The sequence below is a fragment of the Marinicella sediminis genome (genome assembly GCF_002000055.1).
GTDB lineage: Bacteria > Pseudomonadota > Gammaproteobacteria > Xanthomonadales > Marinicellaceae > Marinicella > Marinicella sediminis.
In genome coordinates, this window is record NZ_MVBD01000015.1 from 2,934 (window position 1) to 26,564 (window position 23,631).

General features: G+C 48.7%; 3 protein-coding genes (1 of these 3 cut by a window edge). All 3 read right to left on the reverse strand.

Annotated features, from left to right (window positions below):
* Tightly spaced (each overlapping or abutting the next), the 3 genes in view from B0475_RS15800 to B0475_RS15810 form a layout consistent with a single transcriptional unit that may run on beyond the window.
* Positions 1-927, reverse strand: coding sequence for an ankyrin repeat domain-containing protein (locus B0475_RS15800; protein WP_077412863.1), 927 nt, complete (start codon positions 925-927; stop codon positions 1-3).
* The gene (locus B0475_RS15805) at positions 924-11,411 is read right to left on the reverse strand and encodes an RHS repeat-associated core domain-containing protein (protein WP_077412864.1); all 10,488 of its coding nucleotides are present in this window, start codon (positions 11,409-11,411) and stop codon (positions 924-926) included. Before B0475_RS15805 ends, B0475_RS15800 begins: the two co-directional genes overlap by 4 nt.
* Positions 11,411-23,631, reverse strand: partial view of a CARDB domain-containing protein gene (locus tag B0475_RS15810; protein ID WP_198538343.1) — the 3' portion only. Its footprint extends 7,036 nt past the window's final position; the window shows 12,221 of its 19,257 coding nt (coding positions 7,037-19,257); its start codon lies beyond the right edge, outside the window; it ends in the stop codon at positions 11,411-11,413. Before B0475_RS15810 ends, B0475_RS15805 begins: the two co-directional genes overlap by 1 nt.

A 23,631-nucleotide genomic window follows, 5' to 3' on the forward strand; every position in this document is an offset into this window, starting at 1 on the left:
TCAGTTATCACATTTAGACATGTACTCTTTCAACAGATATTGATAAAGCTCTGTTTTTTTGTTTTCTATTTTTTTCTTATTAAAAAACTCAACATTATCTTTTTTTAGATTATTATTTATACCTTTCAGTTCAGCATAATCAACAACTGATCTGTTCTCATTATCTACATGACAGATATCCACGCCTAGCATTATTACTTGCTCAATTGAGTCTATACTTAATAATGAACTAGATATTAAGCTTTGAAGTAAGTTTACACCTCCTTGAGTATTACTATTAATACTTAAACCTTTCTGGACCAATAGCCGGATACAATCTATCGACTTGCAGTAAAACAGGTAATTTGCCGAATCAACATCTAAGCGAAATAAATCTCCTCCATTTTCAATCAAATAACTTATTATTTCCAATTTATCAAAAATAATCGCCGCCTCTAGTGCTGTTTTATTTTCCGAAGATTCTATGTTGATATTCGCACCTGATTCCACTAGTAATTTTGTAATTTCAAAACTAGCATGAATATCCTCATTACTAGAAGCTTCATTAATGGAGTATAAAGTTCTAATAAGTGGTGTTTCCCCTAAGTAATTTGTAAAATTTGCATCAAATCCGAAGCTCAGCAACATTTTGACTATATCTTTTCTTAATAACTCTGAAGCGTAAATCAGAGGTGATGATGTGAGACTTTGGTTATTGCTAATTGGCGAAAAATTATTGTTTTTCAGTAATTTTTCTAAGGTGCCGATATCATTAGACTCTATCAATGTGTAAATCTGGTCAAGAGTAATTGAATTTGTAAATTTAGTAGTTTCTTGCCCAATGAACTTATTTTGATCATTTGTGGAGGTTTTAACATTTAATTGAATCAATTTATTAGAAACCAACAGAATCAAAAACAGAATTATAACTGTATACAGATGTTTCATTTGGAAACCTCCTCTACACCTGGTAATTCATTAGACTCTTTGATCCACTCCTCTTCCCTCTTAATTCTCATAGTTTCAGTATACATAATATCTCTTGATTCGGTTTGAAACTGATTAAACTTGTAATTTAAATAGTTAACTAACCTCTTCTTACTTAAAGAATCAATCTTTTCCGAAGCTACAGGGTTAATAATTTTTGCCAATCCACGAAGTCTAGCAATTCCAAAATTCTCTAAAATCTTTTCGATGCTTAGGCTTGTGGGGAAATCTTCCACTCTCAATATATCTACAAACCCTCTTTTATTCAAAATGTTCCTCATCATTTCATATTCATCATTACTATCAATTTTTGAATGGTACTTGTGAGTATAAGGAAAAGGGCTATTTGCATCTAAAATCTCATTATTTTGCTCTATCAATTCCGCAATCGCTAAACTTAATCTTTGTTCAAAATTCGACTTACTGATATTAGTTTTACCTGTTCTCTTTGAAAACTCGAATAACGCCCATGCTCTCGATCTAAATGCATTAATTCTTTTAGTGTCCATAAATCTATAAGCTTTATCTGTGCTTGTACCATCCAAACCATGACCAATCACTTCACCGGGACTTTCTTCCTCTAAGCTACCAAGAGTTTCTAAAGTTATATGATAGAAACTATCTGCATAAGTATGGTCAGCAGTTGCGTATTGTGCGATATTTTCAGCGTGATGTTCAGCAAAATACTTAAAGGCTCTTTTTACATAAATTGATTTCGTGTTACACAGAGCGTGATTTCCACAATTATTAATAACAGTATCATCATATAATTCAAAATAATCCCTAGTTAAAAATGGTGATTGCAATTGACCTAAAACTGTTAGAGCAAATCCAATAGAGTTTTTCATAGCATCATGTTGTTCAAACTCATCACCGATCTGGGAACCAATGGCAAAAGCATATGATTCGTCCTTAGAAAGACCAACCACATCTGCAATCATCAATGATTCATAAAAATGTACAGTTGCATCACCTTTGCCAGTAGGGTCATAAAATTTTACCGGGTTGTTAGCTGTGTAATTATATCTATGCATACTAGTAGGTCTCAATTGATAACCCTGCAATGGATCCTCCCTCAAAAACCTCCCAGTAAACGAATCATAGTACCTGGCGTTGGCGTAGTAAAGGTCGGTGTCTTCATCTTTGAGGTAGCCGGTGAAGCCGAAGGGGCTGTCGCTGGTAGATGTTTCTTGATTGAGATTGCCCCATACGTCATAGTCCATGCGGTTTTGGATGGAGCCGTCCTGGTTGGTGATGGCCACGTTGGTGCCCAGGGCGTCGGCCAGGTAGTAGGCGCGCTGGCCGTTTCTGGTTTCGGCCAGTTGGCGTCTGGCACCGTAGTGGTAGGTGGCCAGGGTGTTGCCGATGGCGTTGGTTTCGGCGATCAGGGTAAGCCCATCGTACAGGTAGCGTTTTTCGTTACCAGATGCGGAAGTGGCTTTAACCCTTTGGCCGGCGTAATCGTATTCGTATTGATGCGGTTGAGCGGTGCCAACGGTGATGCTTTTCACCCGTTGTCTGGGTGTGTAATCGAACACACTGGTGGTGCCGTTTTCGGTTTTCTCGGTCTGGTTACCAAAGGCATCGTAAGCGTAACTGATGTCCAGGCTGGCACCATCAGTGACTGATGTTAGTTGGTCCCGGTCATTGTAAACATAGGTGCGGGTGTTGATGTTACCGGCTGTATCGATTATTTCTTCTTTTCGATTACCTACTTTATCCAGGGTATATTCCACGCGTTTGGTGGGGTATTCAACAACATCCAGCCTGTCCGCACCGTCGTAATAATATGACGTAATGGCTGATGCATCGATGTTACTCTCGATCAGTTGGGTACGGTTGCCATTGGGGTCGTAGTCATATTCGTGACTGGTGACGGTGACGCCAGATTGCTTGTTGTCAATCAGACTGATGCGGTTGGCGTTGTCGTATTGGTAATTGGCTTCTGAACCATTGGGGTAAGCGATTTGTGCGGGCAGCCCGGCTGTGTTGTATGTCCAGGTGAAGGTACCCAGGCCTGTCTGGGTCAGGGTTTTCAGGCGATTGGCGTCATCATAGCTGTAATCAGTGACCTGGTTGTCGTGGTCACGGAACACCGTGCGGTTACCGTTGGCGTCATAATCGTAGAAGAAGGTGTTGCCATATCGATCGGTTTTGCTGGTCAGGCGGTCCAGGTTGTCATAGGTCATGCTGTAACCATGACTGAGGCCATCAACCACTTCAGCCACGCCTTCCACGTTGCCATTGCCATCCAGGGTCAGGGTGACGCTGGCCGAGCCGTAGGTGCCAATGTATTCCTGGTTGTACTGACGGTTCAAGTCGTCGTAGTTGTATGTGACATTGACACCATTGGGGTGCTGGATACCAGTCAGGTTACCGTTGAGGTCATAGTCATAGCCCACCACATCGGTGTTACCTGGGTAGGTTTTGGTCTTTTTGCGGTTCCGATTGTCATAGGTAAAGCGGGTGACCCGGCCTTTGGCATCGGTGATGGTCTCAAGGTTATCGGCTGTGTCATAACCATAGATGGTCTCGATCACTTCAGGTACGTTTCGTACATGGGTCAATCGATTGGCTGCATCGAAATCATACTCCCAACGCTGTCCGCCCGGTTTGATGACTGCGGTGCGGTTGTTATTGAGGTCATATTCAAAAGTTGTGGTCTCACCTGCGCCATTGGTCTCAGTGAGTAACCGACGGCGTAAGTCATAAGTTCGCGTGGTGTCATTGGGTCCCGGGTTGTTCTGCAACAGCACATCACCAAAAGCATCGGGTGTGAATGTGACCACCAGGCCTTCGGGCATGCTGCTGCGGGTTTTGTGGTACTGGGTGTTGTATTCATGGGTGGTGGTTTTACCGCGGGCGTCTTTTTCGGCGATCACCAGGCCAGCGTTGTTGTAAGTGGTTTCACTTTGCAGCAACCCTGCCCTGGTGAATGTAGTCTGACGGTTTTCCAGGTCATAGGTGTATTCACTGGTGATGCCACGGTAATCGGTTTGAGTGAGCAGGTTACCCAAGGTGTCATGATTCATGGTCATGGTGAATGCACCGGTGTCTTGTTGATGGGTCTGGTTCAGGTCATTGACCAGGTATGTGGTGGTGATTAATCTGGAATCAGTCTGACTGGTTAAATTGCCATTGAGGTCATAGCCAAAGGCCATGTCATAGCCATCAGGTCCGCTGCTGCTGCCTCTGCGCCCAAGGGTGTCCACTGTGTGGGTGATGGTTCCATTGGGGCCGGTGTCGGTGAGCAATTCACCGAACACCGTGTAGGTGTAGGTATGGCCACGGCCCAAAGGCAATATTTCTGCCACGCGCTGATGTAAATCGTTGTAGTTATAGGTACTGAGCTCGCCGTTTCCATCAGTCATGGTTTTGATGTTGGAGTCAGCATCATAAGTTTGTGCTTTGACCAATCCGACCAAGTCCGTTTGTGACAGTTCACGGTTGAGTTCATCGTACACATAGGTCACGATGTTGCCGTTGGGCCAGGTTTCGGTTTTCAGGTTTCCGGCCTGATCGTAAGACAAGCGCCAGGTTTGCTGGTTGATGGTTTTCAGGGTTGGCAGGTTCAGGTCATTGTAACCATAGGTGGCAAAGTAACCGTTTGGTTTGGTCTCGGAACTGATGTTGCCATTGCCATCGTATTCATACACCATCGCCCCACCTTCAGGCAGGTTCACCTGTTTCAGGCGGTTGGCCTTGTCGTAGGTGTTGGTGGTGATTTGATTGCCAGAGCTGTTGTGGATTTCCTCTGAAGTGAGGTTACCGTTGCCGTCATAGGTCATGGTTTTACCTGAGCCCAATGGTCCACTCATGGTCAGCATGCGGTCAAAGGCATCATAGGTATAAATGGTGGTGTTTTGGTTGGGATCGGTTTCAGTCAGCACATTGCCGTGTCCATCCACGGTGCGGCTGATCAACACGTCACCCTGTGGCCCATTGCGTTTCACACTGTCCTGGAAATAGCGATCCGGATCATAGGTGTAGGTTGTGACCCGGTCACCGGTGGTTTCGGTGAGGACATTGCCGACATTGTCATAGGTGTAGGTGGTGACCTTACCCAATGGCTCAACTTTGGTCCTCAGGCGATTGGCCGCGTCATAACTGAACCCTGTGGTGTGTCCACCAAAATCTGTTTCGGACTCTTTATTACCATTCAGGTCATAGACATAGGTAAACGTGTCCAATGCCGCATTGGTGATCTCCAACAACCGACCTTGCGTGTCGTATTCATACCGCGTGGTGTTGTCGTTGGGGTCTGTTTCGGTGCGTATCAGACCACCGTTTTCATAGTCATAGGTCCAGATTCTGCTGTTCAGGGTTTTACTGAGCATGCGGTCTGAATTGTCGTATGAGTAAGTGGTGAGGTTGCCATTGCCGTCTGTTTCACTGAGTTTTTGTCCCCTGGCGTTCCATACCGCTGTGGTCTCATTGCCTTCAGGGTTCCTCATGGAGGACTGATAGCCCAGATCATCATAGGTGATCAAAGATACATTGCCCCTGCCATCGGTGATGGTGATCACCTGGCCACGCGCGTTGTGATCATAGCCGGTACTGATGCCTGACAGTTCCTCAGAGACTTTATTGCCATGGATGTCATAGCTGTATTCAGTGAGGTCACCCCGCCAATTGGTGTGGGTTTTCACCCGTTCCTTGATGAAAGGTGGCTGAAACTGATCCGGCGCATAATAACTGTACTGGCTGATCAATGAGCCCAAACGCTCTTCAATCACATTGCCGTATTGGTCGTATTGGAATGAGCGCAGGCGATTGTTTTCATCGGTTTCACTCATCAACAACACATCGGTGTCGGTGTTCCAGTTAAAAGTCCGGGTCCCGGCAGGGGAAGTGATTTCCGTGGCCGCGCCATAATCATTCAGGGTGTATTGACTGAGCTGACCGTTCTGCGTCACGTTGGCATTGTCGTTGTAGCCGATGCCCGGGGTGTAGTTGAAGCTGGTCACACCGGCATCAGACTCTTCAATCGAAGCCACTTCAATGCTGAAAATATCAGGCAAGTCTCCCATATCAGTGGGCAGTGAAACGCTTTTATTGCGGTAACTCCAGGTGCGGTTGGCACTGGTGGACTGATCATCCACTGTCAACAGCAATGAGCGATTCGGTCCTGAGACATCACCGGCATACCCCAACACTTCGTTGGTGGTGTCACCTTCCCGCTGTGCACTGATGAGGTTACCGATGTCATCGAATTCAAAGGTCAACAAAATACCAGCAGGGCCTGACACTGACACCAGCATTTCATTGCGATATATGCCAAAGTCATGCAGCTCATAGTTGAACAACAAACGACGGCCAACTGAATCGGTGACTGAGCGAATCACCGGTGCTTTGTTTCTGGATTCGACCTGTACTGTCAGTCGGTTGCCGTTGGGATCCTCGACATAATCCATCCACCAGACATTGTCCTGTCTGCGGGTGTAGTGATAGCGATTGCCACCTTTGGGATAAAAATCGAAACTGTTGTCATCGTTGAGCACCAATGATGAGTGGTATCCTTTCAAAGGAATGAATTCATCACCCTGGATTCTGAAACGGGCCGAGCCGCCATCAGCACCGGTCACCACCACCTGTCCGCAGCTGCCGATGATGACCCTGGAGAGGTAATTAAAACTCCAGCCATAGCCCAATGGACCCAACTCTTGCCTGCCTTGTGAACTGTAGGTTCTGGTGAATTCCAGGTCAACCCCGGGTGAAACCAGATGAATGTCCTGTTTGGAATACACCATTGAACCATCGGCCAGATCCACACCCTTAACAATGGCATGTCCCACGGGCAGTGAATTGCTGACGTCGTATCTGGACACCAGGCCACCATAGACCACCTGTTCATCACCATTGTCCTCTGCCACGGCTGTGATTCTTAAGGTGTACTGATGATTGCCCAGTGAATCAGCCCGTGCCACAACTTCATTGATACCAGCGTTCATCAACTCGTTGTCAGCCAGTAAAGTGATGTTTGAGCCGTCTTGCCCCAAAGGGTTGTGCTGGATGGCCTCAATGGTTACCCGGGCATCAGCAAGCAAATTGAGGTCAAAACCTTCCTGACGACACACATTGGCATTGGCCAGATCCACATCAGAACTCAATCTAACTGCATTTTCAAAGGTATTATTGATCACCGGGCCACCACAGGCGCCAAACAAGGATGCATCGGCACAGCTGACTTGGTTGATCAGCCTCCTGTTGATGCCCTCCAGGGGTTGTTTGTCGTAGATGACTTCATAGGCCGAGCCTTCATTGAGCACCAATTCAATTTCATAAGTTCTGTCCGGGTTGATTGGTACCCCTGTGGGTAACACCGCCTCAACCAGGGCATCAGTTGGATAACTCACTGTGTGGCGATAAAACTCTGTGCCATTTTCATAAAACACCGCTGACACTTTTTGTGGTTGGTATTCTTCAGGAGAGATGTTGATCAGAAAACGGGTGGCTTGCCGGGTGGTTTGGTCGTCTGCCAGATCAAAGAATACTGGCACCCGACTGACCACATCTGCAGTGACCGTCATGGAAGGTGCGATGAAATCCATTTGTTGCTGCGTCACACCACCATGCGGACTGACGGCGGCAAAGCGCGCATCCTGGGTACTGATGAGGTTGGTGTTAAGTGAGCTTTCTGCACCCATCTGATAGTTCACCTGCCATTCATCAACTGGCCCAGTGACCGTAACATCAGCATTTCCTGTCAGTTGCTCTGTGGTTTGTTCACCAGTATCGCTTAGGGCGTACTGCACAAAATCACAGCCCCCAGAAGCTCCATAATCAACATATTTAAGGTACAGTGGCTGTAATGTTTTGCTGATTAATTCGTCTGGTTTATCACCAAAATAGCTGCCATTGGGCCCATTGGTGTCTTCACCGGTGTAGAACAAGCCGGCTGCGAAAAAGTTCTGAAAATCCTCGGTAAAACCGTTGTAGCGGTTGATGTATTGGCTGTCCAGGCCGGCCACGCTGAGCTTAACCGGGAAGCGGGTGGCTGGCAGGCCTCTGCCATTGTAAACCGTGAACGGTTTCCAGCCATTATCAGAATTCATCACCACCTGTTGCTCAGCACAAGCGGGTAGATTGATCTGGTCGGTGTTGAAGCACACATTGGCAGCGATTTTTGCTGGTGTGTACTCATCACAACTGCCTGTGATGGATGACTTGGTCAGTGCTCCTGACTGTTCCATCTGTTCGATCACACCATCAGTCAAAGGTACACTGCTGAACAGATGCCCCGCTGGTGCAGGCTGCAGTGGCTGGTTTTTATGCCCTGAGCCTGATTGTGCGGCTTTACCACCCACTGGTGGCACCGGGGCTTCGGCTTCAATGCTGATCGGTACATTGGGTACCGGGTTATTGAACTGGTCAACCACCACCACGTAAATGTTACCGGCACGCATCTCCTGTTGCCCAACCGCTTGGTGGCAAGTGTCTAATGACCAATTACATTCATTGATCAGTATCGCTGCCGGCTCATCCGGAAGCGCATAATGCCTGAACAACTCATCAGCTGGAATCCAACCCAAGTTGGACAGCACCTCAACCGACATCTCAATTTGACCTAATTGGGTCAGGTGCTCATCCTGGGGATCCACTTGAACGAAGGGTCCATTGCCGATTCGTTCAGCCACCTTGATATCGACCTCAGCACGGCCCTGTTGGTTGGTCATAACCACATAAGTTGAGGCAAAACCGCCCTCGGTTGCAATCTCTGCCTGTGCATTGCCCATGGTGAAGCGCACAGTGGCATTGATCACCGGACGGTTGCTGGCATCTGTGATCAATACCTCACTGGGTTTGGCCAATAGTTGATTGACCACACCATATTGGTTGTTGGTGCTGTCCATCAAACGGATGTACCTGGCCGACAAGGCATCTTCATTGGCACCCTCAGCATAGGGGTCGAACAGCATCCTGGCCAAGTCATTCAACGCCCAGGATTCAGGCGGTTCTGTGGTTTGGCCACCGGCATAGCCACCAGCAATGAAGTAACCCGAATGACCTGTATCCGGATGCACAATGTACCAGGCAGATCCGCTCCAGGCATCGACCTGGGTTGGATTTTGTGCGATGGTAACCTGATGACCGGATGACACCCACCCAGTGATGTGCTGTTTCACGGGTTCCGGGTGATTCAGGCCTGCAATGATGCCCGCTGCATTGCCAGCATCAATGACATGAATTTGCTCAGCGGCCTGTGCCATGAGTCTGATTCCCTGATCTGCTGACACGGCATTGACGGCCCATTGATCAGCAAATACCTGAGATTCCAGCCAGGAGCCATGCCAGGCAGCTAAGCGCGACCAGTCGGCTTCCGCAGTTAAACCCCGACTGATGACATCGGTGATGCGACTGATGGCATCCAGGCTGACACCCGTGAAGCTCATTTCCACCGGTAAATCGGCGACGTATTCCAGATGATATTCTGGTGAGATGATTGAGAGCAGAGGAAACGGTCTGATGATGGCTTGATTAAGGGTCATGGCCAATTCATTTTCAGCCGCCCGCCAGGCATTCTGATAATGCACACCCAGGTTGTGCATGAGCCTCACTGGCAGGGTTTCATCCGTCACCAGGCCAGCATCTTCTGCCTGCATGGTCAGCTCGTCTGTTTGGGTGCTGAACACCAGACTCAGGTAACTGCCAGCAAGCACGGTCCGGTTTAAATCAACACTGCCGTTGGGGGCGATCAACTCAATGTCCAACTCATGGAAAGTCCCCATGGGTATGTCACCGGCTTCCATGTTCACAGCCTGACCATTGATTTTAAACACCGGACGGAGGTTGATCAAAGCCGGTGGCACCTGAGACATGCCGCCCGCCAGATTGATCAGATTAAGGTCTTCAATCGTGGCAGGTAAATAGGACAGCGAAAGCCGTCTGCCAGCCAATGAGGTCATCGATAATTCGACATCAGTGATCACTGCCCCATTGGTCAGTTGTAACCGCACCCGGTGAATCTGTTCTGCCGGCAAATCGGCTGCTTCGTAAGTCGCTGCAATCACTTTAACCGGCATTGCTGCGGGGATGATGGTGTAGGCATCTGACGTGTTGTGTACCACGGTCTGCAAATCACTCAGATCTCCGGCAAATGCGGCATTGACCTGTTGCTGCCAAACAGCAAGCGGCGGCTCTGTGGTACCCAGTCCCATCAGGTGGTCTATGATCATTTGACCGGCATCAATGGCCAAACCGGCATAATCACTGCTGGCTGGCTCAACTATTGTGCGCTTGATGGCCGGTGCCAGCGCCAACCAAACCGGTTCGGTTAAATCATTGGCCGAGCCCCGATAGTGCGCATAGGGTATGTATGCACTGACCCAGGTGTGCTGTCGCTGAATGAATCTGATCTGTCCACCCTGAATCACTGCCTGATGAGGTATCCCTGCCCGTTCCAGCGCTTCCTGAACCAAAGTCGGATCGCTCAGGCCCAGACCATTGGCGACTTCATCAACCGGCTGTTGTATCACCCCTTGAACGAAGCGTGCCGGGATGTTCGAGGCCCTGAGCAGTGCAATCAACAAGGCTGACTGATCAACATCATTACCCGCATACGACAACAAGGTACCCTGCGAGCCTTTCATGCTGCCTGCATAGTACTGGATGTTGATTTGTTGTCTGACAAAGTTAACAATTTTGATGTAGTCGTTATCCAGGTCATGTGCCAACTGGTAAATTTCTGGTGTCAGCTGGACCACTTGCCCGCTGACCAGATCATCAGATTGCGAAGGCGCCGGAAATTCACTGGCATAGCTCGGCACAATCGCCGGAGTCGTCACCAGTGGCCCTGCAGTTCCCAGGTGACCGCTGTTGGGCAGTTGATCATTGCGCAGAATGATCAGCTCCTGCTGAGTTGATGCCGATGATTTGGTCTGAGAGAGTTGAGACAACAGGTTTTTATGCCAGGGTTGCCACTGACTCACTGGCACACTTTTAAATTGTTCAATGGCTTGCCAGCGTCGCGTCAGTTGTTGTTCTATGCTGACCAGCCTGGCCATTTTGCTGGGGTGCCATGCGTTGCCCAATGGGTTGTTCTTTAATCGCTCAAACTGAGCATTCAGGCGTTCATAGGCCTGTGCCAACGATTGGTTTTGTGATTGCCAGTAGCGTTGCTGACGATCATCCAGCGGTTGTTTCATGCCTGCCAGCTTATGCACGCTGTTGAGCCACAGCTGTTCGGCATCCATGTAGTCACGAAACAAAGATGGACGCTTACCGGCATCACGGTGAATGGTGCTGAGTTGTTGCTTATAGGACTGGCTGTTTGCTGCCAGGTCTTTGCCGGAAATCAAGCCATTCAACCAATCCTGTTCAATGGTCTGCTGGTCCAACGCAATCGATTCATAGTTGTCGCTGGCAGAAGCGCCGACACACAAGCCCATGCCAAAAACAATTGTCAGGCATAAACCTGTCATCCAGTGTGTTTTTAAATCAAACATCAAAGTATCTCCCTGATCATTGCATTGACCTGTTGACCGTTGGTGGGTGCCACGCACTCAAAACCATCATTAAACAAAAACGGCAGGATTTCATCCCAATCAGAGGCGGTGTTGTTCTCAGGTGTCACATCACCCCACTCCGCTGGCATGCTGATGACAGCTGAGGCTTGTGCGCTCTGACCGGTGGCATCATTGACCACGCCTGATAACTGATAGGTCACGGTTGAACCCACCGGCAGATCAATCAGTTCACCGGCCAGATCGCCGGTACCTGAAGCGGATGCGCAATGGGCGCCATCAAGTGACTCACAAGTCCAGGTCAGGGCAGACACGTTGTTGAACCCAGTGATGGCCGAGGCCTGTGAAATATCCACGTTTCCGGTGTTTTGAATGGTTAACTGATAGCTCATGTCTGCGCCAGGTTTGACCAAACCCTGACAGTTGGAGATCTCCGCTGTCAGGTCTGGTTTTTGACCAGCAATCAATGTCATGCTCTGGCTGTCAACAATGTCCGGGAGACCTTGGGCATAAACCTCAAAGGTCACATCAACCGGAGAGTCGCTGACTTGCAACCAGAATTCAAAGTCAAGCCGTGCCTGCTCTGTCAACTGGTAATTGAATGAGAAACCATCGGTTTCCTGGGTGGTTGGGACCGTAGCATGCATCAGTTGTACAGATGGCGGCAAAGTCACCCGCACATGCCCATCCACGGCCCTTCCCTGGTTAAACAGACTGTATCTGACCCTGCGTGTACCACCCAGCTCGGTGGACAGCCCCCAAGGTTGGACAAAGCGGACCACCTGATTGATCAACGCGGCAAAATGGTTGGCATCCGGTTCAACGGTTGCCTGTAATAACCAGTCAAATGCAGCAAACACAGCCAGGCCATTAACCGCCTGGGTCCAGGTGACCGCCTGATCTTCACCATTCACGATTTCACTGCCAAGCAAGATGGCTGCAGATGCTGCACCCATGCTGGTCACCCTCAGGGCACTGTCCTGCGGATCCAATTCAGTTGTTGTGGCAGCAGCCAATTCAGAGTTCAGCAATTGCAGGCCTTCAACATTGACATAGAGGCCATTGACGCTGATACCGAGCTCACTGTACAAGCCAGGAATCAGGTTATCAACACCACTTGAAACAATGAGTCCTGAGCCCGCTCTGAGTTCATTGATCAATTGATTCTGAATGGAATTGCCAAGTGGCACCTGCTCCGCCATCAGCCAATAAGTATTGAACATACCCGTCAGCATGGCAGCATCAAAGTCCGCTTCACTGTATACCAGCTCGTAAGACCAGCCAGCTTGATCCAGCAGACCGCGCAATTGGGTGTACTGTGCCAACAGGACAGGTGATGTCACATCACCTGGCTCATCACTGCTGATGGCCGGATAGAGATCAACATTGGCCACTTTCAGCTCGCCCATGTCCTGCCCAATGACATTGAACAGAGCACAGTTTGTAATTAAAACATTGCTGGACCATTGGTGCAATCCTGAGCTTGTCTGTAGCTTCATGAGCAACTGATAATCATCGTTCAACAGATCATTGGCCTGCTCGTCATCACCCACCACAGTGGCACTGATTTGCCCTGAGTTCATGGGATGCAGGATCAGATTAACTAAACTGACCGCTGGTTGAGCGTCTATCGCCAGCTGACCATTGGCCAAAAAGTCTGCATAGCTGCCTGACTCGGTTTGAATGAGGTTGGACTGGGCATCGTACAACTCAACGATGAGTTGATCTCCAGGCTGCCAGAGGTGGTTGGTATGGCGCATCATTTTGAAGCTGGTCACACCCTGACACTGACCATCTAACTGAGCCATGGGCTCATCTGCCAGAATCAAAATCCGACCATCCTGGTCATGGGCTGTCAGGGCAGTGTCAATGACCGGAGCCTGCTGATAATAACCAAATTCTATGGATTCAGTTTGACCGGCAGTGACTGTGATGGCTGAGGGAGAGTTCATGGTGCTGCTGATCCAGTCGGTGTTCAACTCGCTGTCAGTGACTGCTATGGTGTAAGTACCCGGCTGGACATCTGCATAACTGAACAGTCCGGATGCATTGGTATAAACCACCTGACTGGCTTGCTGGGAATCGGTCAGGGTCACTTCGGCCAATTCAATACCAGATTCACCGGCATCAAACAAACCATTTTGATTCAGGTCATGCCAGATGCTGCCATCAACCTGACCAACAGGCACATATTCCACAACCAGCACCACCAACTGACTCAGGTTGCCGGCTTCATCCTCTGCCTGCACTGTTATGTTGTTCAGGCCTGGCTGCAAGGTATGATTGGCGGAAACGAACTGCCCTGCCGCATCGGTATTCACGGACCCGGTCTGACCATTGACCACGGTATTGATCTGGTTCCTTGGTTCAGCTGAACCTGTGATGTCAATCAGCGGATCAAAGACCTGCTGGTTGTTGACTGGGGAATCCACAAGCAGGTCCGGAGGTGTCAGGTCAATCCTGAACTGCACCACATGTTCAGCCTGATTACCCACGTCATCTGTACCACGAACAGTCAACACATGATCACCCTCATCAGAAACCACCGCTCCTGAAGTCACTGGCAATCCATTGAGTACGGATTGATCCGTGACCCCAAGATCATCCACCATCACATAATCGATGCTGACATCCTGATTGGTGATCAGCCCATCTGCAGGACTGTTGACCGTTATCAGGGGGGGCTGATCATCAATGGTGACATTGATCACAGCACTGAAGGTTTGGTTGGCAAAACTGTCTTCTGCCCTGAACTGGATCGCATGCTGGCCATGAGGCAAGCTGATGTCCGCTGTGTATTCAATGCCCAGCAAATTCATGCTCACCCAGCCACCAACGCCATCCAGTTGATAACTCACATCAAGCACTTCACTGCTGTGATCTGAAGCAGTTGCCGATAACAATAACTCAGCAGCAGAAACGGCTCCATCTTGTGGTGTCAGGACCTGCAGCAATGGACCGGTCACATCTTCCAGTTGTATGGCTGAGTTTCCGATCAGCTCTTCGGTCTGGTCCACAGTGACCCGTAAATGTGCCTGATAGGCACCAGGCAACAGATCATCGGTCTGGATGTTGTCCACATCATTGAACACACCATTGGCGGGCAAATCAATGAGTTGACTGCGGGTATAACTGACCACATCATCACTGACTCTGACCAACCTGAGTTCGACCGCCAATTGATCAATGGCAAACCCATATGGATTATTGACTTGCCAATCAATGGTCAGTATCTGACCAATCGGATGACTGTCCGCATTGGTCAATGAACCTGTCACACTCACCGCATCAATGTAGTTGACAGTTCGACTGGCCTCAGCACTGTTGTTCCCTGCCTGATCTGTGGCTTGCAGGGTCAACACATTGGCACCTTCAACCAACGGCACATCGGTAAACACATAACTGCCATCTGCGGCGGCCTGTACCAGTTGCTGATGGGTACCAGCTTGTAATTGAACCATGACATCGGCCTCTGTTTGGCCAGTGACTGATGTGCTGGCCAGGTTGGTGTCACTGCCTTCAGCAGGGAAACTGATGTTCAATAATGGTGGGGTGAGATCCAGGTTAAATGACAGGCGTTGCTGAATCTGGTTGCCGGTCAAATCTGTCGCGCTGACCATCAGCAAATATGAACCTTCGGCAGACAATGATTGGCCGGACTGGTAAGGCAACCCATTCATCATCAGCGTGGTTGAGGCCAGATTTGCATCAGTGATGGTGATGATTGGGGTCACACTGTGGTTATACAGGCCCCCATCCTGCACCCCATCAATCTGAATCAAAGGTGGTGTGCTGTCCACTGTGAAATCGATGCTTGTTGAGGACGCATTGCCATATTCATCCTGAGCCCGGACCTCAAGCAGATGCACCCCTTCAGACAACCCGCTCAAGGGTGTTTGGTAAACCTGACTCAGGGTATTTCCTGGCAAGTCAGCGAATAGCTGGCCATCCAACAGAACCGACACCGAATTAACGTCAGCGTGTTGATCTGTTACTGTGGTGATTAAAGCGGTATCAGCAGGATATAGCCCTCCGTGCAGTGGATTTTGAATGGTGATGATTGGTCCACTTGCATCCTGTGTTTCAATCAACAGCGTATCCAGTGTTGACTGCGTGGACTCCCCAAAACCACTCAAATCCACACTCAGAACCAGAATATAGTGATCCAATGTTAATGAATCAGATGACCAGTTGAATTGGACCTGACTGGTCTGGCCTGTTGGCAGAGAAACACTCATTTGATCAGTGAGCAACACAGCTGACAAATCCTGAGTCATCAACCTGGCCTCAATATTCAATTGATTAAGATCCACTTGCCCGGTGTTTTCCAGTACAGCAGTGGTGGTGAAATCCTGTCCCAGTGTCACCGGGGTTGGCTGAGCCGACCATTGCCCTTGAATTCTGGCCTGGCTTACTGGGTTCAATACCTCAAGAGGCAGTTGCACTGATTCAAAAGACAGCAGGTTGTCCCAAGTTAACACCGCAGTGTATGAACCGGGATCAGCAGCCAGCCAAATTTGATTGAGCTGAATATTTAACCCTGGAGCCAGTCCATCAATCTGCTCACTGTGTTGCCAAATCACCTGGTCTTGATCATCCATTACCTGCCAGAGTAATGTACCATCCTGGATGCTGTTGCCCCAGAAGTACTCAAGCCCGGCATTCAGAATGATCCGGTCTCCGGGCAAGGCCTGATTGAGTGAGGCTTCCAAGGAGAGTAAAAAGTCAGCCGCTTCACGCACCACCAGATCAATCAACTCAGCATCCACCACACTGTTTCCTTCACGCAGGGTCACATGCAGCTGATATTGATCAGCAAACACATCAGCGGGCCAATCAAACGTCACATTCCAATGAGCCCCTGATGACAGCGCAATCAAATCATGGGTTTCATAATACCCGGTTGGGAAGCCTGCCTGATCAGTGATTTCCAGCTCCAAAATACCTGTGAATTCAGCCCCTGGGTTGTACACTGTGATCAAGCCATAGAGCTGATCTCCGGGAAACAGTTCATGGCTGTTAACCACCACGGTGACATCCGGCTTCAGGTCATCAATGACCTGAAGCAGACGGTACGTGCTGTTGTTGTTCTCATTGCTTTCCAGCACCGCACCATTGGAATCGATGGTGGATTTGATCACATATTCACCGACTTCACTCAAGTCAGCAATGGTGAAATCAGTCACAAATGATTCACCGGCCATCAGACCGATGTTCAAAGGCGCTGGTGACACCATGGTTGTGTTGAGCTGAGGGTCGGTGATCTCGATCAACAATCGGGCATCATCCACATCAACTGAGCTGATGTTTTTCACCAATAAACTGCCACTGACTGGCTGTCCGGAGAGCACCTCATCAGGTAGCACCTGCAGGTAACTGTCTTTGATCACCAGATCCGGCAATGACAGCGTATCCAGGGTGACCTGAATCTCATCAGATGCCGTTTCCAGACCATTGGGCTTTCTGGCCACCACAAAAAATTCATTCAGCCCGGGTGTCAACTCAACCTGTTCAAAAACAAATGATCCGGGACCATTGATCAGAAAGCCCGTCTCATTTTCAACAAACAGGATTCTGCCATCATTGAGCCATTCACTGGGTGCCTGATAGCCAATATTGGGCCAGCTGAACAGTACCTCAGAGCTTTGCAGATCAAGCATTACTTTGTCACAACAACCGAGGTTGGCAAAGACCAGATTGGCATCATCTGACACAGTCGGCATCATCAGTTCATCATTGGTCAATCCCATGGTCACCACAGACAGGTCACTGCGGTTGAGCCGCTTGATCGCAACATAGCCATCGACATCAACTTCATAATACAAGTGACTGCCATCTCTGAGAGCAGTCAAGGTGCCGTATGGTGCCGTTGAAGAATCCAGCTGCGTTAGCTGACCTGTGCTCAGTTCATAGGTCCATAAATTACCGTAATCATAGGAACCATTTGGATAATTGATGAAGGCCACCAAATCATCAGATAACCACTCTATAGCTTCACTGTTCAGCTCAGTTGAGGTGTTGACTTCAACTTTTTCGTGGGTTTGATTGTCAGTGTCATAAAGCCAAACACCAAATTCAACCTGACTGTTGTCAGGATTCAGACCATCACCCCAATAAAGCAGGTGCCTGTTATCAGGAGAGATTGCCAACTCATCAATGGAGTAACCACTGAATAGGGTCGAAAGCATGTTGCCAGATTGATCGAATGCTTGAATTGCGGTGTCACTTCCATAACCAACCACAAAGTACAGGGTTTCACCATCATGACTCCAGAAATACCTGCTCACGTCAAACAACTCTATATCAGTGCGTGCCCCGGTTTCGGCATTCAAAATAGCAGGATAACCGATGTTGTAATCCATAATGGCAAACAACGTGTTGGCAGAATTCAACTGTGGCTGTTCAAGGTAAATTCCCAGGTCTGTTTGTGACAAGACATATTGGTCTGATGCGTATACCGTCTCTACAAAATCCTGATTGTGAAACAGGTCTATGGCCAGCCCCGGTTCACCCTCTCCTTGAATTTGGGTGATTGATTGCTGTACATGGATCGGTATCCCGGCCACCGTGGGTTCCTTGATCACCGGTTGGGCTGGTGGCACCAAATCGACTGGCGTACCAAAAACAGTCACTGAAGGATGACTTTCATTTCCTCGCGGGTCAATCACAACCAGGTAATAATGATAGGTGGTGCCGTTGTCCAATCCAACATCGGTGAAGTTCAACTGGGTGGTTTCAGTGACCAATGCATAGCCTGTTTGTGCCTGTGTGGAGCGATACAAGCGGAAAGCCACAAACTCCGGGTGAACATAGGCATCCCAGCTGAGTGCCAGGGCTCCGCCAGTATTGACCCTTTGCAGCATCAGGCCGCCTGGAGCAGGTAATAACTGTTGATCAACCACGACTTGTTCTGTGTTTGAACTCAGTGACTGATTGCCCACCTGATCAACCGCTATGACATGATAATCATAAGTTCCATTGGGCAATGCCGGATCCACATAACTGAGGGTGTTGGCATCCGAGGTGCTCAAGATCAACGCACCATTTCTGAACACCCGGTAATTGGCCACATCAAGCGATGAACTGGCAGTCCAGCTGAGATCTGCATCCACACCCTGGCCGAGCTGAGCAGTGAGCTGTACCGGTTCCGGACGGGTGGTGTCTCCCAGGCTGATTTGTTCAAGTGCCGTGAATTCACTGGCAAATCCCAGCGAGTTGATGGCTGCCACCTGCCATTCGTAGACACCATCTGACAGGTTATCCACGTAGGTGTTGGTGCTGACCAGGGGTTGATGCTGAATGTCCCATTCACGCAACCTGATCTCATCAAAGTTATTGGCCGCCAAAGGCATCCACAGACGCACCCCGTAAGCCAGATAAGGCACATCACCAACATATGTGACCACCGCATTGTTATTGCCCGTAAAGTCCTGTTGGGTGATCCAGCCGATGGCCGACAAATACTGCAGCTGGTAGGTGGAAGGCATGGAAACATCACCTTCAAACAAATAGTCCTCATCCCAGTGGAAGGCACTGCTGAGAATCCATTGTGGCTGGTCAAAAGTAAACTCCAAATAGCTGGGATTGCCATCATTGACATCGTCAAAGTAAGGCGACCAAACACTGGTATCATCCTCATCAAACACATAATCAGCACTGAATTCATCGGAACTGGCTGCAGCGGTGCTGTAACTGATGACCCGTTCTGCAGGAGTGACCGGTTGGTTATTCAGATGTAGCAAATAACCGAATGTGTCCGGAGTCGGAGCGTCCCAGTTCAGAGTGAGTTCCAGTCCATTCACTGATGACAGTGGATTATCCGGTATCTGTGGCACTTCACTGACTTCAATGGCAGCTTGTGCCACCAGGCTGATGTGACCATCTGCATCCACCAGTTCTGCTGACAGGTTATTTAACCCTGCTTGCCACAGGTTGGTCGACACATTGAACTGGCCTGACAGGTCAACACTCACATCTGTTAAAGGTAAATCACCACTGGCATTGGACAGCTCTGATTGAATCACCCCGCTGTATTCAGACTGACCTGTGAACACAAGCTCAACAGGCGTCAGTACAGGTGAATATGGTTGATGCAAAGAGATGGCCATCACCGGTGCTTCATTTGAATATCCCGGTTCAGAGGCATTGTCATAATCATCCACCGCCAATACCTGATACTGATACAGACCGACCTCAAGGCCCTGGTCAAGGTAATCAGTGGTGGTTAACAGATCAACATGAAGTAGAACGAAATCAGTTTCTTCCACAGGTAGTAATTGTCTTCTGAAGACCTGATAGCCCAGTAAATCAGCAGCGTTACTGGCCTGCCAACTGAGGTTGACTGTGCTTCCTGCAGATTGGGCCATGATGTTATCGAGCGGCTCAGGCGAAGTGACATCTGTGTACTCTACGTTGATTTGTGCCGGTGTTTGATCAGCCTGGGCGGCCGTGTCTTCTGCGGTGGCCCGGATGGCAATGGTGCCATATCCCAGACCAAAATCATTCGGACTGAAGACCACTTCATATGGGGCCACTGTATCCAGGCTGATGGTGAACCAATCTGTGTGATTAATGGAATATTCAATCCATATATGGGCCAGGTCCTGGTCGGGGGAAGTGGCCTGAATGCGCACAACATCACCAAAGCGATGACCATCAGACGGTGCGGATATGCCGGTATCAGGAGCCCTTCTGCTGATGACCACCTCCACTTGTTGACTCATCGCACTGATGTTTCCTGCCAGATCAATGGCCGCCACCTGATAGATGTAGGTACCATCTGCCACCGCCGGATCCAGATAGAACACGTCAGTGACCTGACCGGATTCAGGCGTCCCATTGCCAGAAACGATGACACCATTTCTGAATACCAGATAGCCTGATAAGTCGGCTTCCTGATTGGCCTGCCAATCCAGGCGGACATCTGCCTGATTTTGAATCGTATAGACCAGATTTATCGGGGCTGTTGGGGGCACATTATCAACGGTAACCGTGTGTTCAGTGATGTGGATATTGTTCAGTAAATCGGTGGACCGCAAAAGAATCACATAGGACTCATCCTGGATTAGGGATGAGGTGTCCAACTGGCTCATCAGTTGTGCCGTGACTGGAATGGTTGAGGTGTAAAGTAACTGGCCAGGAGCGGGTTCACTGACTGACCGGATAAACAACTCCAGACTGGCCAGATCATCGGTCTCTTCCACTGAACCAATGATGTCCACCGAGCCGTTAACAAGTGACTGATCAGCAGGGGTTTGTATCGAAGTCAGCGGTGCTGTTCGATCAACAATAATGGTTTGTACATTGCTGGGCACACTGTGGTTGCCGATGTCATCAACAGCGACCACCCAGTAACTGTATTGCCCTTCAGGTAAGTCACTGTCAGTCAGTTGGGGGTTTAATAGCAGTTGTTCATTCAGCAGTGTGTTGTTCCGGAAGACCTGATAACCGGCCAGGTCAACAGCATCAACAGGTTGCCAGTTCAACTGAGCATCCCTGTTCATCAACAACTCCACAACCAGGTTTTGCGGCGCACCGGGAGGGGTTGCATCGACACTGAACGATTGAATGATTTCTGTGCTTAATCCGGCTGCATCGTTGGCCAGAATCCTGAATTCGTGATCCCCGGAACTCAATTGATGATCCCAAATGAAAATCTCATCGTTGATGATGGGTTCAAATCCTGACCGAATTGCCGTCCATTCCGTTGAGCCCAGGGTTCGATGACTGATTTGGTAATGCACCAAACTCATGTCATCAACGGTGCCCGCAAAAACCAGCTGTTCACCCACTTGTAGCTGATCGGCCGGGCTGGTTAATGCAACAACAGGTGGCGCCCGATCCAGGGTAAAGGCATTGATTTGTTCGGCTTGCCAACCAGCTTCGTCGGTGACAATGACTTTTAATAAATAACTGCCGTCAGCACGGTTAAAAATCCAGGGCCAGCTGAACGCCCCATCATCCAACTGGCTGTCTGTTGCCAACTCCTGCCAAACAGGTGGCTCCACATCTTCACTGATGAGGATTTGATACTGGGCAAAATGCAGTTCGTTAACCGTGCCTGAAATCAGAAATTCTGAATGTAAACCACCAATCACAGCATCCTGTCCTGGCTCAGTTAAGACCAACAGGGGCGGCGTGTTGTCAATCGTCAAATTGTGTAAATGTTCGATGATGTTACCCGCCAAATCACCGGCCAATGTTCGAACTTCATAGGCTTGTTCCGCCAAATCTGACAATGCCAATTGATGGTGAATCCCAGGATCCGTGGCTGATGGTATGGGTTGAGGTAACTCACCCGAGTCAGGAACATGCAGCTGACTGCTGTGTTCAGCCAGGTGTTCATCATCGATGACAATGGTCAGCTGTCCCTCACCCTTGATGACTGGTTCAATGGGGTTGATGCTGATGACAGGGGCCGTGGCATCAACCTTGAGCAAACTTTCGACCGTTGTGCTGTTGCTGTTGTTACCAGATTCAGTGATGGTGACATTCAGCTGATATTGGCCGTCCTGAACGGTTGTGGAAAGTTGATCCTTACCATCCCATGTCCACTCATGTAAACCATCCTGAAGCACACCGGAAAAGACTTCTGTGACCTGGGCCTGGTTTTCATCCACCATCAACACTTCAACCTGAGCATTGAGGTTCAATCCCAGACTGATCTGTGTGGTGTCTTTGATGCCGTCGCCATTGGGCGATATCAGCCGTTCAGACACATCAAATTCCCACAGCAGGTTTTGTGCTTCATTGAGAACAAGTGTAATCTGCAACTCAGATTCATTGCCAAACTGATCACGGGCAAAAATCCTCACCGGATAAGCTCCAATGGGCAAGCCACTTAAATCCCAATTGGTCAGAAACTCCTGATAACCAAGTCCATTATTAAACACCTCACCCATTTCAAACTGGGTCCAAAAATCCAGATATTGATATGAGACTTCAAAAACATCAACATTCAATTCATCCAGGTAAACCAACACATCCTGCAAGACTTGAATACTTTGTCCATCAGCCAGGTTAAGAAAACCCACAGCTGGCGGTGTGGTGTCGACCGTAAAGTTGATGCGATCTAATTTGTAATTTCCGCAAGCGTCTTCGGAACGCACCACGATTGCGTATTCACCGTCTTCTACAATCTGACCTGCGACAATGCCATCCCAGGACACAATGGCTTGTTGTCCCTGTGATAAGCTGTATTGGTCCATGACCTTGATCAATGACTGGCTGTCGGATAACATTATTTCGATGTCCGCATCTTCATAAGCTTCTATTTCAGCAAAAACCACTGACCCGCTGACAGCTGGTGAATAGTCATTGATTCCCTGATCAGCGACTGCCACATTGACCAATGTATCGATGTTGATTTGCACTGACTCACAGACACTCACACCTGAGGAGTTGATCGCTTCAATCTCGATGGTGGCTGGCCCTTCAATCGATGTGAGGTTTAATTCGATGTGCTGCTGATGCTGTGGTGGATCAAAACCAAATGTTCCTCCAAAAGGAGACAACTTGATGTCATTGCTGTCATTGTACAAAAGTGTCATTCTTTGGCTGTTGATTTGACCATATTCGGGTGGCCCATCAAACAGACCTGAGTCCATCATTTCCTGGTCCAGGTCAACGCCATTGATGAAACGTCTGAGGTTCAAAGCAAAAATCCCGGTCTGCCCTGGGTTATTGATAACAAGTCCCAAATCAAGATGAACATCAGTCATCGTTGATCCTGAATTTAATTCTCGGGTGGAACCACAATAGTTAACATCAGATTGAGGACTGATGATGTCAAAGTCAACACCCTGGAAGCTGACATCAAAGGGTACAGAAAATGAATAAGTCCGATCAAAAAGATAATCCACTTCGGCAAAAACTTGATTTATTCCGGCATCAAACAATTGCTTACTGATGTGAATATCAGAATCATAGTACCTGAGACCATATTCATTGACTTTGAAGTTGATGCTCATATTCGGTTCTTCATAGATCAGAACTGGCTCAGTATTGTTATTGTATTGATACAACTTCAATGAAACGGGATCCTGGGTAGGATCATTCGAAAGCGCCACCCTCAGATTGACCCAAACGGCGTCACTGTTCGCCTGATTGCGATCACACATGGCACCCAAGTCAAATCTTTGTTGACTGACAAAAATACAGTTGTTTTCCAAACGAGTCTCAAGTTCATTGACCGATGAATCTG